Source organism: Vibrio algarum, from assembly GCF_028204155.1.
In the GTDB taxonomy this organism is placed as follows: Bacteria; Pseudomonadota; Gammaproteobacteria; order Enterobacterales; family Vibrionaceae; genus Vibrio; species Vibrio algarum.
In genome coordinates this window covers 452,639-472,779 of record NZ_JAQLOI010000003.1, presented here as the reverse complement: position 1 = coordinate 472,779, position 20,141 = coordinate 452,639, and the positions used below count along the sequence as shown (strand labels likewise).

The 20,141-nt window shown below is 38.6% G+C and carries 16 protein-coding genes and 2 pseudogenes; 15 read left to right on the top strand and 3 right to left on the bottom strand.

Annotation, left to right across the window (positions count from 1 at the left end; all coding sequences use genetic code 11):
• Window positions 1–170: 170 nt before the first annotated feature.
• From PGX00_RS17480 to PGX00_RS17475, 3 genes and pseudogenes are all read left to right on the top strand, one after another.
• Window positions 171–2,584 (top strand): annotated as a pseudogene (locus PGX00_RS17480) (glycosyl hydrolase 2 galactose-binding domain-containing protein).
• An 86-nt stretch (window positions 2,585–2,670) separates the two neighbouring features.
• Window positions 2,671–2,910, top strand: a complete 240-nt coding sequence (locus PGX00_RS23030) for a LacI family DNA-binding transcriptional regulator (protein WP_407702395.1) — start codon at window positions 2,671–2,673, stop codon at window positions 2,908–2,910.
• Window positions 2,907–3,734 carry a substrate-binding domain-containing protein gene (locus PGX00_RS17475; RefSeq protein WP_272138960.1) on the top strand — a complete coding sequence of 276 codons (828 nt, stop codon included), beginning with the start codon at window positions 2,907–2,909 and terminating at the stop codon, window positions 3,732–3,734. The genes PGX00_RS23030 and PGX00_RS17475 overlap by 4 nt, the downstream gene beginning before the upstream one ends.
• Before the next feature lie 185 nt (window positions 3,735–3,919).
• Here PGX00_RS17475 and PGX00_RS17470 read toward each other — a convergent pair whose 3' ends face one another.
• Both PGX00_RS17470 and PGX00_RS17465 read right to left on the bottom strand, forming a co-directional pair.
• Window positions 3,920–5,329 (bottom strand): sulfatase family protein, encoded by a 1,410-nt coding sequence (locus tag PGX00_RS17470; RefSeq protein ID WP_272138958.1) that lies wholly within the window; start codon window positions 5,327–5,329, stop codon window positions 3,920–3,922.
• A 73-nt stretch (window positions 5,330–5,402) separates the two neighbouring features.
• Complete coding sequence (locus tag PGX00_RS17465; protein WP_272138956.1) at window positions 5,403–6,668, bottom strand: ABC transporter substrate-binding protein; 1,266 nt, start codon at window positions 6,666–6,668, stop codon at window positions 5,403–5,405.
• A gap of 673 nt (window positions 6,669–7,341) precedes the next feature.
• Here PGX00_RS17465 and PGX00_RS17460 point away from each other — a divergent pair.
• The 10 genes from PGX00_RS17460 (at window position 7,342) to PGX00_RS17415 (ending at window position 17,193) form a co-directional block, all read left to right on the top strand.
• Window positions 7,342–8,214 (top strand): carbohydrate ABC transporter permease, encoded by an 873-nt coding sequence (locus tag PGX00_RS17460; protein ID WP_272138954.1) that lies wholly within the window; start codon window positions 7,342–7,344, stop codon window positions 8,212–8,214.
• 1 nt (window position 8,215) lies between these two features.
• On the top strand, window positions 8,216–8,383 hold the full coding sequence (locus tag PGX00_RS17455; RefSeq protein WP_272138952.1) for a hypothetical protein: 168 nt from the start codon (window positions 8,216–8,218) through the stop codon (window positions 8,381–8,383).
• 29 nt (window positions 8,384–8,412) lie between these two features.
• On the top strand, window positions 8,413–9,153 hold the full coding sequence (locus tag PGX00_RS17450; RefSeq protein WP_272138951.1) for a carbohydrate ABC transporter permease: 741 nt from the start codon (window positions 8,413–8,415) through the stop codon (window positions 9,151–9,153).
• A gap of 3 nt (window positions 9,154–9,156) precedes the next feature.
• Window positions 9,157–9,768, top strand: coding sequence for a DUF624 domain-containing protein (locus PGX00_RS17445; protein WP_272138949.1), 612 nt, complete (start codon window positions 9,157–9,159; stop codon window positions 9,766–9,768).
• Between the two features lie 68 nt (window positions 9,769–9,836).
• Window positions 9,837–11,042, top strand: a complete 1,206-nt coding sequence (locus tag PGX00_RS17440; protein WP_272138947.1) for an AGE family epimerase/isomerase — start codon at window positions 9,837–9,839, stop codon at window positions 11,040–11,042.
• 15 nt (window positions 11,043–11,057) lie between these two features.
• On the top strand, window positions 11,058–12,140 hold the full coding sequence (locus PGX00_RS17435; RefSeq protein WP_272138945.1) for an ABC transporter ATP-binding protein: 1,083 nt from the start codon (window positions 11,058–11,060) through the stop codon (window positions 12,138–12,140).
• Between the two features lie 159 nt (window positions 12,141–12,299).
• Entirely contained in the window at window positions 12,300–13,310 is a 1,011-nt protein-coding gene (locus PGX00_RS17430) for a LacI family DNA-binding transcriptional regulator (RefSeq protein WP_272138943.1), read from the top strand.
• Window positions 13,311–13,485: 175 nt separating this feature from the next.
• Window positions 13,486–14,850, top strand: a complete 1,365-nt coding sequence (locus PGX00_RS17425) for a phosphohexomutase domain-containing protein (RefSeq protein ID WP_272138941.1) — start codon at window positions 13,486–13,488, stop codon at window positions 14,848–14,850.
• 95 nt (window positions 14,851–14,945) lie between these two features.
• Window positions 14,946–15,938, top strand: coding sequence for a glycoside hydrolase family 130 protein (locus tag PGX00_RS17420; protein ID WP_272138939.1), 993 nt, complete (start codon window positions 14,946–14,948; stop codon window positions 15,936–15,938).
• Between the two features lie 79 nt (window positions 15,939–16,017).
• Window positions 16,018–17,193, top strand: a complete 1,176-nt coding sequence (locus PGX00_RS17415; protein ID WP_272138937.1) for a glycoside hydrolase family 130 protein — start codon at window positions 16,018–16,020, stop codon at window positions 17,191–17,193.
• Between the two features lie 147 nt (window positions 17,194–17,340).
• Here the strand turns inward: PGX00_RS17415 and PGX00_RS17410 are convergent.
• Window positions 17,341–17,555: pseudogene (locus PGX00_RS17410) on the bottom strand (hypothetical protein); the annotation flags it as partial.
• Window positions 17,556–17,858: 303 nt separating this feature from the next.
• Here PGX00_RS17410 and PGX00_RS17405 point away from each other — a divergent pair.
• A complete protein-coding gene (locus tag PGX00_RS17405; protein ID WP_272138935.1) occupies window positions 17,859–19,133 on the top strand; it encodes an ABC transporter substrate-binding protein in 1,275 nt (424 codons plus the stop codon).
• 91 nt (window positions 19,134–19,224) lie between these two features.
• The gene (locus PGX00_RS17400; protein WP_272138933.1) at window positions 19,225–20,109 is read left to right on the top strand and encodes a sugar phosphate isomerase/epimerase family protein; all 885 of its coding nucleotides are present in this window, start codon (window positions 19,225–19,227) and stop codon (window positions 20,107–20,109) included.
• Window positions 20,110–20,141: the final 32 nt, after the last annotated feature.

Sequence of the window (20,141 nt, the reverse complement as noted above, 5' to 3'; positions counted from 1 at the left end):
CATAGAAGTTTCATACGTGGAAAGTTCAACGTGGGTTGTATCTGAGTTTTTATCGAGAGATTATTTATTGGATGTAAAACTAGCTTTAGTTCACAGCGTAGTATGGCCGTTGCTCCTTAGTATCACGGAAAATTGATAAGTCGTTATTGAATTTGATAGGAGAATAGCACATGGCCTCTATAGATCTTAATGGAGAGTGGACTTTAACATCACCACAGCACCCGTATATTTCAGTTCCAATGACAATACCTGGAGATAACCACACCGCTCTAATTCAAGCAAATCAAATTGCCGATCCATATATAGGGATTAATGAGAAAAATGTACAGTGGGTCGGGGAGTCAGATTGGTGTGTAAATCGCGTTTTCGAAATAACGGAAGTGCATCTAGAGGCCAAGGCGCTGGAAATGGTTTTGAGCCGTGTTGATACAGTGGCTAAAGTTCGAATAAATGATGTCTTAGCGATAGAATGTAATAATATGTTCCGTTACCATAAGTTAGATATAAAACCTTTCCTTCATGTTGGCATCAATAAAATTACTGTCAGTTTTTTTCGGTCGGATATCGAAGCTGAGGCACGAGCTGAACGACTGCCATTTCCAATACCTTCTTCAATGGGGAATAATAATCAAATCCCTCATATGAATTTGTTGCGTAAACCACAATGCCACTCTGGCTGGGATTGGGGTATCTGTTTAATGGTGTCGGGGATCTATGATCCAATCAAACTCAATACAGTTGACGTTGTTTGTCTCGAACGTGTTTCAACGGAACAGCAGTGGCATGAAGATGGCAGTGTAGAGGTTATAGTGACTATTCTCCACGGGGCCTATCCAGGGTCTCTTTTAAAAGTGAGCTTTGGTTCTCAGTCTCAATTGGTTTCTACAAGTGGTTCCGGTAAAACAGTTGCTAACTTTCACATATCTAAACCTCTCTTGTGGTGGCCTGCGGGGTATGGAGAACAATCACTTTATCGACTAGAAGTAGAATTAGATACGCAGGTTATCAACAAAAATATTGGATTGCGTAAACTCGTATTAAATACGAAAGAAGATGAGGTCGGATCATCTATGGTATTTGTCGTGAACGATTTCCCTATTACTTCAAAAGGAGCTAACTGGATCCCAATGGATGCTATGCCGAGTAATGAGACGGAAGCTCGTTACCGCTATTTGTTGCAAAGTGCAATAGACGCAAATATGAACATGGTTCGTGTATGGGGTGGGGGTCAATATGAGTCAGATATGTTTTACGAGTTGTGCGACGAATATGGCTTGATGGTATGGCAGGATATGATGTTTGCATGCTCCTTGTACCCATCTACAGACGAGTTTATTGCGGATGTTGTTCCTGAAATACGAGATCAAATTAGACGGTTACGAGATCATTGTTCTATCGTTTTATGGTGTGGTGATAATGAAGTGATTGGTGCGATTGGATGGTATCCAGAATCTCGTGCAGACAAAACTAAATATACAGTGAACTATGATCGTCTCAATAGAAAACTTGAAGAAGTCATCGCATCTGAAGATCCAAGTAGACGTTTCTGGGCAAGTTCACCTTGTAATGGTGATTTAGATTACGGTGACGCTTGGCATGATGATAGTCGAGGTGATATGCATTTTTGGGATGTATGGCATTCCGGAGCGCCATTTAGCGCTTATCTGGAAATACAACCACGTTTTTGTTCAGAATTTGGTTATCAGTCTTGGCCGTCTTTATCTGAAATAAAAAGTTTTGTTCCTGAGAACGATTGGAACGTTACTTCGCCTACCTTTGAAAGCCATCAAAAAAATAGTACAGGCAACAGTAAAATCACAGAGATGTTGACTCGTTACTTCCGCTTCCCGTCAAGCTTTAAACAAATGTTATATATGAGCCAAGTCCAACAAGCTATCGCTATTAAAACAGGTTGTGAGTTTTGGCGATCACAAAGTCCAATATGTAGAGGTATGCTGTATTGGCAGCTTAATGATAATTGGCCAGTAAGCTCATGGTCTAGTATAGAATATAGTGGTCGATGGAAGCAGTTGCATTATCATGCACAACGCTTTTTTCTCCTCTTTATATCCCTTTCGTTGAAACTGAAAATGAATTGACTATAAAGCTGAGTAATAATAGCCGAAATACGGAGTGCGTTTTTGGTAAGGTTATATGGGTAAGCTGGGAAGGGAATGAACTTGGATGTTGGGAGTGGGAGCATAAGATCGAAGCTGACGGGAATGATGTTGTCTGGTCTTTACATAAAAGTGAATGGTTAAGTCGTCGCAAAGAAGGTTTTTTCTATGCTGAGTTGGTTCATGGAAAAGCATCGTTACAAAATACATGGTTCCCAGTTCCAGAGCTGAAAAGGGTAGCAGTACAAAAAGCCAATATTGAAGTTGCTATAGAAAACGACATTATTACCCTGACAAGTAATAAACCTGCATTATTTGTTCATTTGGAGCACGATAAAGGAGGACGTTTCAGTGACTCAAGCTTTACTTTATTACCCAATAAGCCCCAAACTATTCGTTACATCGGTGATGATCTAGAAAGTATGCAAAAAACGTTACGTGTGTATGATTTAAGTAATAGTTATTAACGCTGTCTGATGATAAATCATAATACTGATATGTGAAACACAACACGATAACAACTGATGTTTTTTCAGGTGCTTTACATTCTTATATGAGATTGGCGCTATCATCAATTATTTACTTTCATTCGGTTCAAAAAGTTATGCGGAATAAATCGACAATATATGATGTTGCAAAATTTGCGAAAGTATCGCCAGCAACAGTCTCAAGATATCTTAATCGCACTTCATTTATTAGCAAAGAGAAGGTAGAACGGATAGAGTTCGCGATTTTTGAACTGGGATTTCGACCTAGGAAGAGAAAAACAACCCAAATACTAGTCGTAATATGACAATCGGTATCATCGCTCCAACATACGATACATCTTGGGTTAGTGCGATATTAGATGGCATGTCTAGTCGCATGAAGTGTCATAGTTATGATTTATTGGTTGAAACAACGCAATGGAAACTGGAAAGAGAACGGTTGGAGTTGCACGATTACGTGCGTCGCAAAGTAGACGGCATAATTGTGTTAGGTGGTTTTTTATCGTCAGTTGAAGTTAAGAAAATATGTGGGTTTATACCAGTTCTATTTATATCACGTGATGGTGAGTCAGGAGATATTCCAGTGATAAATATTGATAATGAACTGGGTGGTTACTTGGCGACAACTCATCTAATCCAAAAAGGCCATAGCACAATTGCACATATTTGTGGGCCACAGCGTAGCTTAGACGCAAGGCAACGCCTTTCCGGATACCAACGTGCATTGAAAGGTGCAGGTATTTCTTATGAGTCGGATTTGATCGGTGATGGTAACTTTGACCAAAGTAGAAGTTTTTGGCAAGCACAAGCGATTATGAAAAAGAGACCTGACGTAACAGCAATGTTTGTAGCTAATGATTTGTGTGCCTTTGGCGCTATCCAAGCATTACATCAGATGGGTCTAGAAGTGCCTAAAGATGTATCTGTAGTTGGGTTTGACGATGTAAAAATGGCCGATTATTATATTCCTAGGTTGACGACAATACGCCAACCTTTCTTTGAAATCGGAGTTGTTGGCATCAGCTATATGCTTGATGTCATTGGTGGAGAACAAGATACCTATCATATCCCTACAGTGACGCTTGCGGAACGCGACAGTGTTGCGCCTATCAATGACATTTCATTGTGATTTTGCCCTTATGATCAGGTGCTATTGATTGCCCGCTATGAGGTCGAGAAACTAGCTAAACCGGGAAGATTGTCGTCATATTAAGTATCCGAATATATAATGTGCAAGGTTAAAACCTTTTATGTGGTGAGAACCTTGCACAGTGTCTATTCCTGACTAAACGAATATAGTGGAATCAATAGAAGTTAATATTCAAAAATTTTCTCTACGTTTGGGTAAGCAGTTTGTTGTATTTTTTGAAGCATTTTAAACCGCATTTTAGACAAAGCGTCTGAATGACTTTGTTCTTTTGCAACGTTATTTAGTTCATGGGAATCATTTTGTAAATCGAAGAGCAACTCTTCTCCTTCACTATTGCTGTAATACCTATATTGTTTATCTCTAACACTGACTTCTCGTAAACCGTGAGGCTCAAACTGTTCAGTAATTATTAGGTCCTTATGTGTAGATGTAACCCCTTGCAGTAGTGCTTTAAGAGACTTTCCTTGGATGTCATTTGCGACAGGAATACCGGCCATTTCTAACATAGTAGGTAACCAATCAACACTCTCTACAAGCTGATCAAAGCGATTAGGTGTTAGTGCTTTAGGGTAATGAATAATAAAGGGAACATTGGTGATTACATCCTCTCCGGGCATGCCTTTTTGAACTCGTCCATGATCACCCAAATACTCGCCGTGATCAGAAACGAATACGATGATTGTATTGTCGTATAAATTAGTTTCCTTAAGTTTATCAACTATTTTTCCAACACAGTCATCCACGTGACTAACTAGAGCCATGTAGAACTGTTTGATTCTTTGCCATTCTAACGGACTGATATTTCTTAAGCTTTCCATTACGTCTTCTGCTTCGCCTAATATTGGCTTAGACATGTGTTCTATCTCATATAAATCTAGAAACCTTTTGGGTGGGTTGATTGGCGTATGAGGGGCATAAAATCCTGATATACAGAAAAATGGGTTCTTGTTGTTTTCATTTCGTTCTAAGAAATCATTTGTTAGTTCGGCTACGTAGCTACTATGCGTATATTGTTCATCAGCCTCAAAAATAAATGGGTTTTGAGGCTCTCTTTCCTGTTGTGAGTATTCTGGTTTTCCAAAGCGACGGGCTTCAGGAGGAAGTGACGTTCTAATGCCTTCTAGTTGTTCTGGCGCTACATGTTGTACCCATTGCGAATATGGATCGTCATAGCATCCAGGTTCGTCGGAAATAACATGCTCATCGAACCCAAAGTCCGGATGCTTATCTCGGTGGTCTCTATATGAATGTGGTAAAAAATGTAACTTGCCAAAATTTGCTGTTTTATAGCCATAGGGCTTTAAACGCTTCTGAATAGTTAACATAGAGTCAGGGACTTCTGGTCCATTAGTTCCAATCCCATGAGCACTACAATACTTTCCAGTCAGTAAGGAAACTCTACTGGGCATGCAAATCGGGCTTTGTGTGTAGTAATTCTCAAACACGGCACCAGTGTCAGCAAGTTTGTCTATATTAGGTGTAATCGCGATGGGGTTGCCATAACAACCTAGAGAGTCTTTTCTCTGTTGGTCGGTGAACAACAATAGTATATTTGGGCGTTTTATCGTATTCATATAATTTACCAATTAATTCAAACAAAGAAGGCAAAACCAAATAGGTTTTGCCTTGATATACATTAATTACCTTTTACTTTAGACGTTTTCTTGCTCTGTTCCATCGTTGGTCAAGTTGTTTTAAGGCTTTAGTAAAATCACTTGCCGTAATTAAATCTTGCACGTAACCACCAGAGTAAAAATCGATGCGAGAATTGTTTGCTACCTCTATAAACTGAGAGGAGTTTTTAGGTGACTGAATGACATTGGGTTGATAGCTCATATATTCATTAAGCTGAGGAAGTGTTGGTTCTTTAGATTTGACGGTTGGAATGAACCCTGCAATCGAATCAAAATCAGATACTTCAAGTAAAAACTTCATATATGCTTTTGCTGTTTCTTTGTTTTTTGACTGTTTACTAATGGCATATCCCCAGTCATGATTCATTTGAGCATTCAGGTTCCCTGATTCATCCGATGGTATAGGCATAAAACCGATATTTTCAGGATCTGCACCACGCTCTATTAACTGAGGCACAACCCAATTACCAAGGTAGTACATACCCGCCTCACCTTTCGCAATGAAGTCTTTTGAATTTTCCCAAGAATTAGTCATTAGATCATCTTCGGTATAACCGTTATCTATCAATTTCTTAAGTACATTAAAAGAAGCGTTATAGGCAGTATCGCCAGAAAAGGGTGTGTCTTGTTTCAGCATTTTTTCGTACACATTCTCATTGCCTTCAACTACAAGTGGGAACTTATCCCATACTTGAAGAGGCCACTTTGCTCCAAAATTGATGTAAATTGGTGTTTTACCACTCTCTTTTATTTTTTTGTTCGCATCAAAGAATTCGGTTAGGGTTTTTAAAGGAACTTCAACCCCGGCATCTTTTAATACTTGTTTGTTATAAACTAACCCCTCTAATGAATTCCCAGAAGATATCCCATATACAGTGCCCTCTTCGGCCCAAGAATTGTAAAAGTAGACTTCTTCTTCTTTGTAAAGACTGTTGAGTGGTTCAAAGAAATTGGCAAAGCTTCCCGAAGGAACTGACGGTAAAATGAATAATAGGTCACCGTACTCATTCGTATTCATTCGTGGTCTGATGCTGCTTCTATAATCCGCAAAAGCGACCACGTTGACAGAATCAACGTTTGGATAGAGCTTTTTGAATTCTTTCTCGTATCTATCGTATGTGCCTGCTTCGAGTAAATCAGTACGGTTTGTATAAAACGTAATGCTTCCTTTTACTTTATCGGTGTCTATACCATCTTTGATTTCAGCTAGTGCATTAAATGAAGCGCAGCACGCGAAAGCACTTATTAAAAAAGAATTGGTAACATTTTTGAGTAACATATTGAGATTCCATCCTTTACTAGTCGTAACGTTGTTATTTTAGGATCGTGTTGAATTAGGTGCTAATTCCTAGAAATAATAGCGATTAACGTAATTTATTCACTATGTCATTACCATAAATGTGATCGTTACGATTTTTATAAGAATGCGTTTTCCAAAAAATGTGATCTTTCTTACTGATAACGATATCTAAAGTTCAGTTGAGTTTGTTTTCTCGGTTTTAACGTCAATAAATGATTAGGGAGGTGTTGATTTGATGCTCTACACTGGGGATTTTTTACTATGAATAAAGCGCTTCTGATTTATAGGTTGGTTTTTGGATTTAATATTTGTCATAGGTAGGCTTGGGATAGGGGGTTGGTGCGTCTATTCTTAGGTGGTTATCTCATTAGGTATTTAATGTTTTTTCCTTTGGGTTAATTTACCGTTACTATTTATCGTAACGTTTAAGTTAGTGGTGGAAACTTTTTTTGCCAAAGCAATATGATGGGTCTATCTTCTGCTTAGGTTAGTTAAATGAGGCATTTAAACTCCTTTTTTGATCGAACTCACAATTGATAGACTCAAAATAACGTTCCAATTGATTACTTAAAATCGTAACGTTAAGATTTCTGCAAAGTACTAAGTGTTTGGTCCTTTTACCTTACCTTTGTCACAACTTTTCGGAGCTTTTATGTTTAATTTTTCACTTAGGCAGCAACAAAGATTGATTGTTTTTGCTTTTTTAGCGATTCCTTTGTCTCTGCTTTTTACTTTCTCATACTATCCAGCAAGTCAATTATTTTATATGTCAGTAACTGATTGGGATGGGTATGCACCAGTTAAGAACTTTATTGGACTAGAAAACTATACGTATCTTTGGGAAGACCCTGAACAATTGAATCCTATGCTGGTCTCTTTGTATTATTTTGCCGGTGCTGTTATCCAATTGTCTTTATCACTTTGGTTTGCTGTTCTTGTGAATTCAAAATTGGCTGGAAGAAATCTATTTAAAACGTTGTTGTTTGTTCCTTTTGTGCTTAACGCTGTAGCAGCGTCAATGGTGTTCCAAATTTTTTACCAAGTAGATGGTGCCTTGGACAGCTTTCTGTCAGCAATTGGTCTAGAGTCGTTGATTCGTCCTTGGTTAATGGATAGTGATGTCGTTAACTGGGCTCTAGTTGCTGCCTCGATCTGGAGATACCTTGGTTTTAATCTGATTCTATTTTTTGGTGTATTGCAGTCTATCCCACAAGACCAGTATGAAGCTGCACAAATTGAAGGTGCAAATGAATGGCAGCAGTTTCGTTTGATTACTCTACCATCAATTAAGCTTGTCATAGGATTGCAAGTACTGCTTGCTTTCGTTGGTTCACTTTCTTCATTCGAAATACCGATGATTATCACTAAAGGAGCGAATGGAACAAAAACCTTTGTAATGGCGACATTAGAAACTGCGTTTAACTTTAATGACTTTGGTATGGCGTCAACTATGGCCGTATTGCTGCTCATGATAGTTATCATGTTTATGATTTTGCAGAAAGTGTTGTTTAAAGAGGAGAAATAATATGTCTGAACAAAATATGACATTGGCGCAAAAAGAGCAGCAACTGATAGATAAAGTAGAGCTATCTAAGCAAGAAATGAAAAAAGCTCGTCTTAAAAAAATCTGCTTAACCCTCGCTGGCTATTCTGGACTTCTATTAAGTACATCACGCTCATTTTGGCGTCTTTAGCTGTTCTTGTACCACCGTATTCGGTATTCATGGCTTCATTTAAAACCTTAGATGAATACTATAATACGAGTAAAGTTGGAATTCCCGAAAGCTTTGCCAATATTAGTAATTATATTAAAGTGTTTTCTGATGGTGATCTTGGATTAGCATTTATGAATACAGGCACAATATTACTGATATCGCTATTCTTTACAATTGTGTTTGGTACGCAGGTAGCCTATGTGCTTTCTCGCTTTGAATTTCGAGGTAAAAAGCTGGTTCTTTTGGCGTATGTTATTGCAATGATTATCCCTGCAGTGACAACTCAAGTAGCAACTTTTGAAGTGATAAAAACGCTAGGACTCATTAATAATAAAGCATCGGTTATCCTACTTTATATAGGGGCTGACGTAGTTATGATATACGTGTTCTTGCAGTTTATGAAAGGTATTCCTGTTGAATTAGACGAAGCTGCGAAAATAGAAGGAGCTTCCTACTTTCTTATTTATCGGAAAGTTATATTGCCGCTATTAAAGCCAGCGATTGCTACGATCATCATCCTAAGAACAATATTTATCTATAATGATTTCTACTTTCCATTGCTTTACTTGCCGGAGTCCTCGCAAGTGACCGTTTCTACCGCATTGTATAAGTTTACTTCAGTTTTCGGTACTGAGTGGACGACCATTTCAGCAGGTATCGTGATTATTTTAATTCCATCTATCGTGATCTTTCTTGCTCTACAAAAGCAGATTTATGCCGGAGTAACAAACGGTGCGGTAAAAGGGTAAATAATGTATTCAGCATCATCTCTGATTATAGTGTGTACCTGGTTAAGCCGTTTGGCATGGTGCAATTTATGCTGGTTAGCACTAACAATATTAGGTGGCGGTTTGGCCGGACTATTTCCAGCAACAGTTGTCGTATGTACCGTGATTCGAAGGTATCTTAATGGTGCGAATCATGTGTCTATTATGGGACTCCTAAGTGAATTTCGTAAGGAGTTCGTCCGCACTAATATAGCAGGTTGGGCGATTTTACTGCCTATATTGTCTGTTGGTTGGTGGATTCAAACTAGTGTTCTTCATGGCAGTAATTTGACGGCCACAGTAACAGTAGCCGTGGGTGTTCCGTTCGTTATTTTAGGCATGCTTCTACTTTACAGTACGTTGGTACAGATGAGTATATACAGCACTGTGTCCACGAACGCGGATATCCGAAATGGACTGGTGCTTCTTACTAAGGATTGGCAAGCACCTTTGTTAGGAATTGGAGTATTTGTAGGGACGGTGTTAACAACGGTTTTACTACCGATTGTGTCATTATTTTATTTTGTAACACCATCGTTTTTAACCACTATCGCATTTCTTTGGTGGCGAAAAGAAGAGCTTAATACATCAAATTAAGAGCAATTTTGTCAAGTTGGTGCATATCTATCGTCCAGTATTGACTGTAATTTTAAAAGAGCGTTCATATGGAACTAAAAAAGCTACAACAACAAGTTAAAGATGAGGCGAAGAACAATATTTTCGCATTTTGGTTAAAAATGATTGACCACAATAAAGGCGGCTTTCATTGCTATGCCGATTTTTATGGGAGCATAGATGAGGGTTATGAAAAGGCGGTTTTATTACACTCACGCATTTTATGGAGTTTTTCATCTGCCTATCGAGTATTCGGTAACGAGGAATACTTAGATGCGGCTAGGCATTGTTTTCGTTTTTTAGCGGATAAAGCGGTTGACCGGAAACATGGTGGTGTCTTTTGGATGCTAGATGCAAATGGTAACGTTACGGATTCGCAAAAGCATGTATATAATCAGGGATTTGCTATCTATGCGTTTAGTGAGTACTACCTTGCTTCTGGAGATGAAGAGGCATTGTTGCTTGCTAAATCATTGTTTGAATTAGTTGAAGAGCATGCGTTTGATTCTGTGTGTGGAGGCTATACAGAAGCGTTTGACCGTGAGTGGAGTGAAATTGAAAATCACCTTGTATGTGATACGGCAGAAGAAGTGTTAGCTGCTAAGTCGATGAATACTCATCTCCATATTATGGAAGCGTATACAACACTGGGTAAGGCGTGGGATGACCCAAGAGTTGAACAGCAAAATAAAAATCTTCTAAGTGTAATGCGAGACAAAGTTATCGATCAAAAATGGCACTATGGTCTGTTCTTTACTAAAGATTGGCGATGTATATCTAATGATGTTTCCTATGGGCATGATATAGAGGGAACTTGGTTGATGGATGATGCTGCTCGGCAGATAAGTGACATTGCTTTCACAGATGAAATTTTGACTTTGACAACAAAAATGGCAGAGATAACGATTTCGGAAGGGGTAGATAAAGATGGCGCTGTCTTTAATGAACTACGCGAAGGACATTTACTCGATTCGGATCGTATTTGGTGGGTGCAAGGTGAAGCGATGGTCGGCTTCTTGAATGCCTACCAGAAAAGTTGTAAACCTATGTTCTTACAGGCGGCTATAGAATGTTGGCACATTATCCAAAATCAACTGGTTGATCCGATAAACGGCGAATGGTTTTGGAAGGTCACGAGACAAGGGCTACCTTACATTCAAGAAGCTAAAGTAGAGCCTTGGAAGTGTCCTTATCATAATGGACGAGCTTGTTTAGAAGTATATACAAGAATTCAACAATTAATCGAAAATCAGTAAGTCGAGGATGACAACATGCATGCAGTAGAAGTTAAAAAATTAAACAAAACCTTTGGAAAAACTGTCATCCTTAATGACATAGATCTAGAAATGGAAGCAGGTGGATTTACTGTTCTTTTAGGTCCTTCTGGTTGTGGTAAATCAACATTATTGCGTCTAATAGCCGGTCTTGAGGATGTTACAGCGGGGCAAGTGGTGATAGGAGACAAAGATGTAACATTGGCTGATCCGAAAGATCGCGATATAGCAATGGTGTTCCAGTCCTATGCTCTATTTCCTCATATGACGGTTGGGGAAAATATTGGTTTTGGTATGAAAATCAATAAAAAGCCAAAAGAACAGATCGAAAAAAGAGTGCAAGAGGTTGCTGATTTGCTCCAAATAGGTCATTTATTAGACCGAACGCCTGCTCAGCTCTCGGGCGGACAAAGACAGCGGGTTGCTATTGGGCGTGCGTTGATGAGGGAACCCAAAGTATTTTTATTTGATGAGCCACTTTCTAATCTTGATGCAAAATTACGTGCTGAAATGCGTTTAGAGTTGAAAAAATTACATCATAAACTAGATTCGACCATTGTTTATGTAACACATGATCAGATCGAAGCTATGACTTTGGCAACTAAAATAATTCTATTAAATAAAGGGATACCACAACAGATCGGGACACCTTATGAAATATATAATCAGCCTAAAAATGTATTTGTTGCAAAGTTTGTGGGCTCTCCTCAAATAAACTTACTTAAAGGTCAGCTACAACAGGAAGGAGACGCGTGGGGAGTGCTTATTAATGATATCTGGGTTCCTGTCGGTGATTATATTTTTACCGAAAAGCCAACTCCGGGCAGAAAAGTTCTTTTGGGGATTCGACCAGAACATGTATCTCAGTCTCCTCTAAACAGTAATTATGAGTTAGAACTTAGTGTAAGTGCGTTTGAAATGACAGGGTCTGAAACATTAGCGGAGTTAGATATGCATGGCCAGCCTCTCCGAGCAAAGTTAGATGCTAATCTTGATATTGCTAATGGTAATAATGTTGCGCTGCATTTAAATTTGCAGAATGTATCATTATTTTGCTCTGCTACGGAAGAACGTATATAAAATTACTACTGATTCAAAAAAGTGTCATTTAACCAAAAATAAAAAAAACAGGCGTAACAGCCTGTTTTTTTGAACTAGATATGATTATAAATAATTAAAGTTGAGTTAAAAGGCTGTAAATGAGACACTTTTTATAACGTTACGAAATTGGTTTTATTTATGGCTAAAGCGACTTTAAAAACACTTGCTGAATATACAGGGCTCTCAGTTACTACTGTATCACGAGCGCTAAAAAATGGTGACGATGTAAAACAGCCCACTAAGGATAAGGTAAAGGCAGCGGCTGATAAGCTAGGCTATAGACCGAACTTGTCAGGTCTAGGTCTTAGAACAGGGATTAACTACAATATCTGCGCGATATTGCCAGTAACAAAACCTGGAGATATGGTCGGCGATGTAGGTATATTGGGGCTAATAGAAGGGCTCACTGCTGGTCTAGAAAACACACCATATAACTTGACCGTTCTTCCTTTGGTACCAGGACAAGATCCACTTGAACCTGTTAAATATGCGGTTGAAAATAACCTGGCTGGTGGAGTTATATTCAATCTAACTCAAACTAAAGATGAACGTGTAACTTATCTCAATGAGAACAACATTCCGTTTGTTAGCTTCGGCCAAACTGAGATGAGCCTAGAACATCCGTACGTAGATATAGATAACTATGATATCGGGTACCGAGCCGCTAATTATCTTTATGAGCGAAAACGAAAAGATATTCGACTGATTAGCTCTTCAAGAATTTATACTTATTCATGGCATAAGTACTACGGAGTTAAAAGGGCATCCATGGAAAATGGAGGTTGTTTTGAAAAAGATAAGGATATTATTTTTGACACAGATGTTGTTAATTATAGAGAGTATGCGAAGGAGTTAATGGCAGGAAGTAATGCGCCGGACGGTATTATATGTGGCTCTGAAATTTCGGCATGCGGGATCGTGGCTGGTGTTCAAGATGCCGGGAAAGTTATCGGTAGAGATGTAGATATAATTACTATTGAAACTTGTGATCTCCCAAGCTTCTTTGTACCTCCTATACCTGGATTTAGGCAAGACCTACACAGTATCGGCAGAAAGCTCTCTAAATTTATCGTTATGAATATAGAACGGGACGGACTAGATCCATCAGAAACCCAATATATTGAAAAAACAACGCTCTATAATCGATAGTTTATCGTTAAAATGAATGACTAAAAAACCTCAACGGCACTAGTCCTTTTTAATTAAATCTGACGCATTAAAAATAGAACACAGCTCACAGTATTTTCGACCCGCATTCGGAAATACTTGCTATACAGTTATTGCGAAGTAAAATGGTAACGTTACGATTTATCGAGGTATTATGATGGAAAGGTCAATTGAAGCGTTTAAAGCTTACGATATTAGAGGACGATTACCCGACGAGCTGAATGAGGATATTGCTTATCGGATAGGCAGAGCTTACGCGCAGTATTTGAAACCAAAAAGAGTTGCTATAGGTTATGACATACGTTTGAGTAGTGAAGCGCTGGCAGCTGCATTAAGTCGAGGTGTTATTGATGGTGGCGCAAAGGTATATGATTTAGGATTAGTAGGAACGGAAGAAGTATATTTTGCAACAAGTCATCTAAACTTAGATGGCGGTATTATGGTTACTGCTAGCCACAACCCAAAAGAATATAATGGGATGAAGCTTGTTAGAGAGCAATCTAAGCCAATTAGTGGCGATTCTGGATTAAATGAGATTAAAAATTTAGTGGCAAGAGAATCGTATAAAGCCTCTGAGGATGATTCTTTATATACACAGAAATCGCAACGTTACGATATCTCGCCGGATTATACAAAACACTTGTTAGGCTATTTGGACAAAAAATCTTTGGCACCACTGCGAATTGTCGTCAATGCTGGCAATGGTGCTGCTGGACATATGTTGGATGCACTAGAGCCTCATCTACCTTTTGAACTAATAAAAGTGAATCACAATCCAGATGGTAACTTCCCAAATGGCATCCCTAACCCATTACTACCAGAAAATAGACAAGCAACAATGGATGCTGTGATTGCTAACAATGCTGATTTTGGCGTGGCATGGGATGGAGACGTAGACCGCTGTTTTTTATTTGATGAGACCGGTGAGTTTATTGAAGGTTATTACATAGTAGGTATGTTAGCGGAAGCCTTCTTGAATAAGCAGCCAGGAGCGAAAATCATTCATGATCCTAGACTTACTTGGAATACGATTGATATAGCAAATCGTATTGGTGGAAAAGCAATTCAGAGTAAAACTGGACACGCATTTATCAAAGAGCGTATGCGTCAAGAAGATGCTGTTTACGGTGGAGAAATGAGTGCTCACCACTATTTTAGAGATTTTGCGTACTGTGATTCAGGTATGTTGCCTTGGTTACTTATTGCAGAACTAATTTCAATTAGAAGTCTCAGCCTTTCTCAGTTCGTTATGACGGCACAAGCTAACTATCCAATTTCTGGTGAAATAAATCGTAAAGTAGTGAATGCAGAGGCAGCAGTTAAGCGAGTTTGGGATAGCTATATTGAAATAGCAGCTGTGACTGATATTACGGATGGGATAAGCATGGAATTTGGGGAATGGCGATTCAATTTGCGTTCGTCCAATACAGAACCGGTCGTTCGACTAAATGTGGAAGCAAAGAGAGATCCAAAACTTGTTGCTGAACAGACAGAAATTATTTTGAAATTGTTAGAAGAGTAGCGACCGTCTGCTTTATATGGTTACCCGTATGCGAGTTTTATCTTTGTTTACTACAAATAAACTGGTGTATGAAAATTTGAACTGGAGAGAATACAATGACAACAAAAATTATCGGTAAATCGATACCCAATATGCCTTGGCAAGATAAGCCAAAGAATGAAGAAGGAGTTATGTGGCGCCACTCAAAGAATCCTATTATAGGCTGGAATCCGTTTCCTGCAGCCGCACGAGTCTATAACTCTGCTGTAGTACCATTTCAAGGCTCGTTCATTGGTGTGTTCCGTTGTGACTATAAAAATGGACGTCCACATCTTCACGTAGGGTATTCAGATGATGCACTAAATTGGCGCTTTGAAGATAAGCCAATTGAGTGGGTTGATACCGACGGTAACTATTTTCAACCAAGTTATGCTTATGACCCACGGGTAGTGAAGATTGAAGATACCTATTATATAACGTGGTGTACAGATGACCATGGAGCCACTCTTGGAGTGGGTATTACAAAAGACTTTAAAACATTTACTCGTCTTGAAAATGCGTGTGTTCCATTTAACCGTAATGGCGTGCTATTCCCTCGTAAGATTAATGGTCAGTTCGTAATGTTGAATCGCCCTTCTGACTCGGGGCACACGCCATTTGGTGACGTGTTCCTTAGTCATTCTAACGATATGGAGTATTGGGGTAAACATCGTCATGTCATGGGTAAAGGTGGCAATGGTTGGTGGCAAGGAACCAAAATTGGTGCTGGTCCAATTCCAATTGAGACTTCTGAAGGTTGGCTCATGATCTATCACGGCGTTTCAGGTACATGTAATGGTTATGTATATAGTTTTGGTGCAGCCTTATTAGATATAAATGAGCCATGGAAAGTACTTTACCGAACTCGTGACTACATTTTGACTCCTGAGAAAGAATATGAAACGACGGGTTTTGTACCTAATGTCGCTTTCCCATGTGCTGCGCTTGCTGATTCCGAAACTGGACGAATTGCAGTGTACTACGGAGCAGCGGATACGTATTCTGCTGTAGCTTATACAACGATTGAAGACATTATGACCGAGCTCAAAACGAAGTCAGAGGTTTTTTAACATTTAATAACAATGATGAATGTCTATTAGCATAGAATCTAATTAGGCATCATCTAATTCTAATGCGTACTGAAGGTATATGATGAATATATTTGAAAACAGAATGGCTGCATTAAAAGCGGAATTCAAAGCAAATACTGAATATAAAAACAATCCAGTTAAGCCGGGTAATGGTTTATTTTTTCGCCATGAGAAGCCAGTATTAACTGCTCAGCATGCTCCTATCCATTGGAGATATGATCTTAATCCAAGTTCAAATCCATTCTTGATGGAAAGGCTTGGTATTAACGCAGTATTAAATCCTGGTGCGATTGAATTGAATGGCAAATTTTATTTGGTTGCTAGAGTCGAAGGTTACGACAGAAAATCATTTTTTGCAGTGGCTGAAAGTCAGAACGGTATTGATGGTTTTATGTTTTGGGAAGAACCTTGTATTATTCCAGAAACAAATGAACCAGATACCAACGTTTACGACATGCGTTTAGTTAAGCACGAAGATGGGTATATTTATGGTCTATTTTGTACTGAGCGAAAGGACCCTGACGCGACTCCGGGCGATGAATCTGCAGCGTTAGCTCAATGTGGAATTGTCAGAACAAAGGACCTTAAGAGTTGGGAGCGACTTGCTGACCTGAAAACTAACTCTGCTCAACAACGTAATGTTGTACTCCATCCGGAGTTAATTGAAGGGAAATATGCTCTTTATACTCGACCGCAAGATAGCTTTATTGAGGCTGGAACTGGTGGCGGCATTGGTATGGGATTCACAGATAGTATGGTGGATGCGGTAGTTGATATGGAACATGTGATTGATCCTAAAACTTATCATACTATTAAAGAGTCTAAAAATGGACAAGGCCCAGCACCTATTAAGACTGCTAAAGGGTGGTTACATATTGCGCATGGTGTGCGTAATACTGCAGCAGGGTTAAGGTACGTATTGTATTGCTTTATGACATCGTTAGAAAATCCAATGCAGGTGACTCATAGACCAAGCGGTTACTTTCTTGCACCAGAAGGAGAAGAGAGAGTCGGAGATGTATCTAATGTGGTATTTTCTAATGGTTTAATTGCAACAGAAAAAGGCGATGTTTTTGTATACTATGCTTCTTCAGATACTCGTTGCCACGTCCTGACAACGACTGTAGATAAGTTAGTCGATTACGTTCTTAATACACCCGAAGATCCGCTCACTTCTGCATCTTGTGTCGAGCAAAGAATTAATATGATTAGAAACAACAGAAAATATATTTAAACATTAGATATACATAATATAAATAAAGGTGGGAAGTTATTCCCGCTTTTTATTTGTGAATATTAGCCTCTGTGATCTAATTCTATCAACTAAATCAGTAAGTGATCTGGGTATTTACTCTATCAAAGAGCCGCTTTGTTTCTTCATTCAGAAAGAAGATATGCTTGCTTCTATAAGTCTATTCAGCGCTTTGAACATAGCGTAAGTCTCGCTAACTTGAGCGTTGTAGAATTGCCCATCAAACAACTGTCTAACTCTATACATAGCTGTTTCTGAGGGCGAAGGTGTTCTTATTTCCAGAAATATACTACTTCTCGTGGAGGGATGATCGGAACCATTCGCTTGGTTCTAATAGCATCATTCTTAGCTTACTAACCATAAGTTAATCGAATCGTTATTATTGTGTTTTTAGAACCAAAATTAAAATATTTTCGACTATTTTTACTATATTCTATATATTTTAAAATCCACTCATTGTATTTTATATGATTGATAAATATTAATATTAATTAGTTTTTCGTTCTAATTTATAAAGAGGGTGGATATTCTAGTGATCAAATTCACGTATTCGAGATCTTTTTGTGATATTTTATAATCGTAACGTTATCATTTTTATGAGTTTAGATATGTTCTAAATAGAAAAATTGCATAATTAAGGAATAGTGATGAAAACATTTTTATCTACGGCTTCAAAAACTGCTCTAGCCGCTTCTGCGCTTCTAGGGCTTTCATTCATGGCAAGCGCAGGTGTAACCGACGGCATCAACAAAGATGAAGTGAAAGGGGAAATTACTTTTTATAGCAACCGCACGGACCTTGTTGAAGAAGGCCTTTATGACCGGTATGAAGAAGAGTTTAAAAAACTATACCCTAACGTTACGAACGTAAAGGTTGTTGCATTTGCAGACTATCAAGGTGGCTTAAGGCCAAGAATGAATACGGGCGATTATGGCGATTTAGTTTTAATACTTCCTTCAGTTCCTTCTGAGCAATATGCAAACTTTTACGAGCCACTTAATAATATCTATACGTCAGATGATGTCTACTTTTTTGATGCATGGGAAAGTGATGGAAAGTCATATGGAGTGTCTATGGGCAATGCTTTAGAAGGTCTTGTTTACAATAAGGATATTTTGAAAAGCGCTGGTGTTGAAGTGCCTATTAAGACCCTATCCGACTTCTTTGATGCAGCAGAAAAGATAAAAGCTCAGGGCCAGATTCCTCTATATATTAACTTTGGTGCTCAGTGGCCGCTTCAACAATGGGATAAATTTCCTTTAGTTGTAGAAGGGAATGATGGCGTGTATGAAAAAATGCTTGAACAAGACAAACCGTTCTCCGGTGATACTGCCTACAACAAGTCTTTGAGCGTGTTAAAAAAACTGATTGCTGATGGTCACACAGAAAAAGACTTAATAACAAACTCATGGGAAGATTCTAAAAATTCATTTGCGACCGGACAAGCTGCAATGTTTTACTTAGGTAATTGGGTTATCCCTCAATTTATCGAACGTGGAGCTACGTCTGAAAATATTGGTTTTATGCCAATCCCGTCCGACGAATCGGGTGTATTAAAGGCTCAGATGAACCATGATTGGGGTTATGCAGTTAGTAAGCATTCAAATAACAAAGAGACAGCAAAGGCATACCTTAAGTTCTTGATCGAAGGTTCAGATTTCGATGAGGTTGCAGGGTTGATTCCTTCTTTAAAATCTAAGCAGCCAGCTTTGGCACAACTAAATGAATACATGAGTTATGAGCCGGTAGTTATTCAAACACCGGAACAGTCTTCTACTTTTATAGAAGTTAATAATCGTTCGAAAATTGATTTTTATTCTGGTGGTTATATTCAAGATGTAATGACAGCGAAAGACTTCAATGGGGCGTTAGAAAAACTTGATGCACGCTGGAATCGAGCTAAAAAACGTGTATTGAAGTAAATTATACACTTAGGTTAGGTTTGGCCGCCCGGGGGGGCCTTTTTTTATAGTTTTCAACTTTATACTTAAATAAAATTAAGGTATTAAATTAATGAAAAATATACAGATCGGATTGTCACAATGGTCATTTCATAGAAGTATATTAGGTGATAGCCGTAATAATTATGAAGATTTCCTTTCTACATTGCACTCTGACAATCCAGAAAAAACCTTACGCGGAGAAATGGATTATGAAGGTTTACTAGATGTCGCTGAAAGTATAGGAGTAAAAGTAATTGATTTAGTTAATATCCTCTTTTTTGGTAGGGTAAGCGATGAACGATGGCTTAAAGCTTGGAAGGCAAGTGCTGCTGAGCGTGGTATCACATTTAACTGCTTGATGTGCGACGAGTTAGGGCCGCTGGGTTCTTCATCTGATGATAAAAGAGCGGATGCTATTCAAAAACACAAATTGTGGATTGATGCTGCAAATCTTCTAGGCTGTTCTATGGTAAGAGTTAACGCATATGGTGATGGTAGCTATTTTTCGCAGCTTAACCAAAATGCACTCAGTATTAGTGAGTTATCTGGGTATTCTGAGAAATACGGTATTAAAATCGTAGTTGAGAATCATGGCCACCCATCGAGTAATGGTGCATGGTTGGCTATGCTGATGGAACATATCGCAGATGAAAATGTTGGTGTTTATATCGATTTTGACAACTTTTTTATGGGGGGATGGAACCATACTCCTAAAAGGCTCTATGATAGGCAGCAAGGTTTGCTCGATTTAGCACCGTATACTTTTGGTGCAAGCGCGAAATCGTATGAATTTGATGAAGATGGAAATGAAACGAACGTAGATTTCAAACAATGTATAGACATATTGAAAGAAGCGGGTTTTTCAGGTGTGATGTCGGCTGAATATGAAGGTGATAAGCATAATGAACTAGATGGGGTTGTTTCTACTCTTCGATTACTAAGACGGATAATTTAGTGTTTTTGAGGGGACTGTCAAGTTAACCGACG

Bases quoted from the DNA above. Each gene is read 5' to 3' on its own strand.
- PGX00_RS17440 (WP_272138947.1), top strand. From the start codon at position 9,837: ATGGAACTAAAAAAGCTACAACAACAAGTTAAAGATGAGGCGAAGAAC.
- PGX00_RS17425 (WP_272138941.1), top strand. From the start codon at position 13,486: ATGGAAAGGTCAATTGAAGCGTTTAAAGCTTACGATATTAGAGGACGA.
- PGX00_RS17455 (WP_272138952.1), top strand. From the start codon at position 8,216: ATGTCTGAACAAAATATGACATTGGCGCAAAAAGAGCAGCAACTGATA.
- PGX00_RS17470 (WP_272138958.1), bottom strand. From the start codon at position 5,329: ATGAATACGATAAAACGCCCAAATATACTATTGTTGTTCACCGACCAA.
- PGX00_RS17420 (WP_272138939.1), top strand. From the start codon at position 14,946: ATGACAACAAAAATTATCGGTAAATCGATACCCAATATGCCTTGGCAA.
- PGX00_RS23030 (WP_407702395.1), top strand. From the start codon at position 2,671: ATGAGATTGGCGCTATCATCAATTATTTACTTTCATTCGGTTCAAAAA.
- PGX00_RS17465 (WP_272138956.1), bottom strand. From the start codon at position 6,668: ATGTTACTCAAAAATGTTACCAATTCTTTTTTAATAAGTGCTTTCGCG.
- PGX00_RS17415 (WP_272138937.1), top strand. From the start codon at position 16,018: ATGATGAATATATTTGAAAACAGAATGGCTGCATTAAAAGCGGAATTC.
- PGX00_RS17445 (WP_272138949.1), top strand. From the start codon at position 9,157: ATGTATTCAGCATCATCTCTGATTATAGTGTGTACCTGGTTAAGCCGT.
- PGX00_RS17430 (WP_272138943.1), top strand. From the start codon at position 12,300: ATGGCTAAAGCGACTTTAAAAACACTTGCTGAATATACAGGGCTCTCA.
- PGX00_RS17475 (WP_272138960.1), top strand. From the start codon at position 2,907: ATGACAATCGGTATCATCGCTCCAACATACGATACATCTTGGGTTAGT.
- PGX00_RS17435 (WP_272138945.1), top strand. From the start codon at position 11,058: ATGCATGCAGTAGAAGTTAAAAAATTAAACAAAACCTTTGGAAAAACT.
- PGX00_RS17460 (WP_272138954.1), top strand. From the start codon at position 7,342: ATGTTTAATTTTTCACTTAGGCAGCAACAAAGATTGATTGTTTTTGCT.
- PGX00_RS17400 (WP_272138933.1), top strand. From the start codon at position 19,225: ATGAAAAATATACAGATCGGATTGTCACAATGGTCATTTCATAGAAGT.
- PGX00_RS17405 (WP_272138935.1), top strand. From the start codon at position 17,859: ATGAAAACATTTTTATCTACGGCTTCAAAAACTGCTCTAGCCGCTTCT.
- PGX00_RS17450 (WP_272138951.1), top strand. From the start codon at position 8,413: ATGGCTTCATTTAAAACCTTAGATGAATACTATAATACGAGTAAAGTT.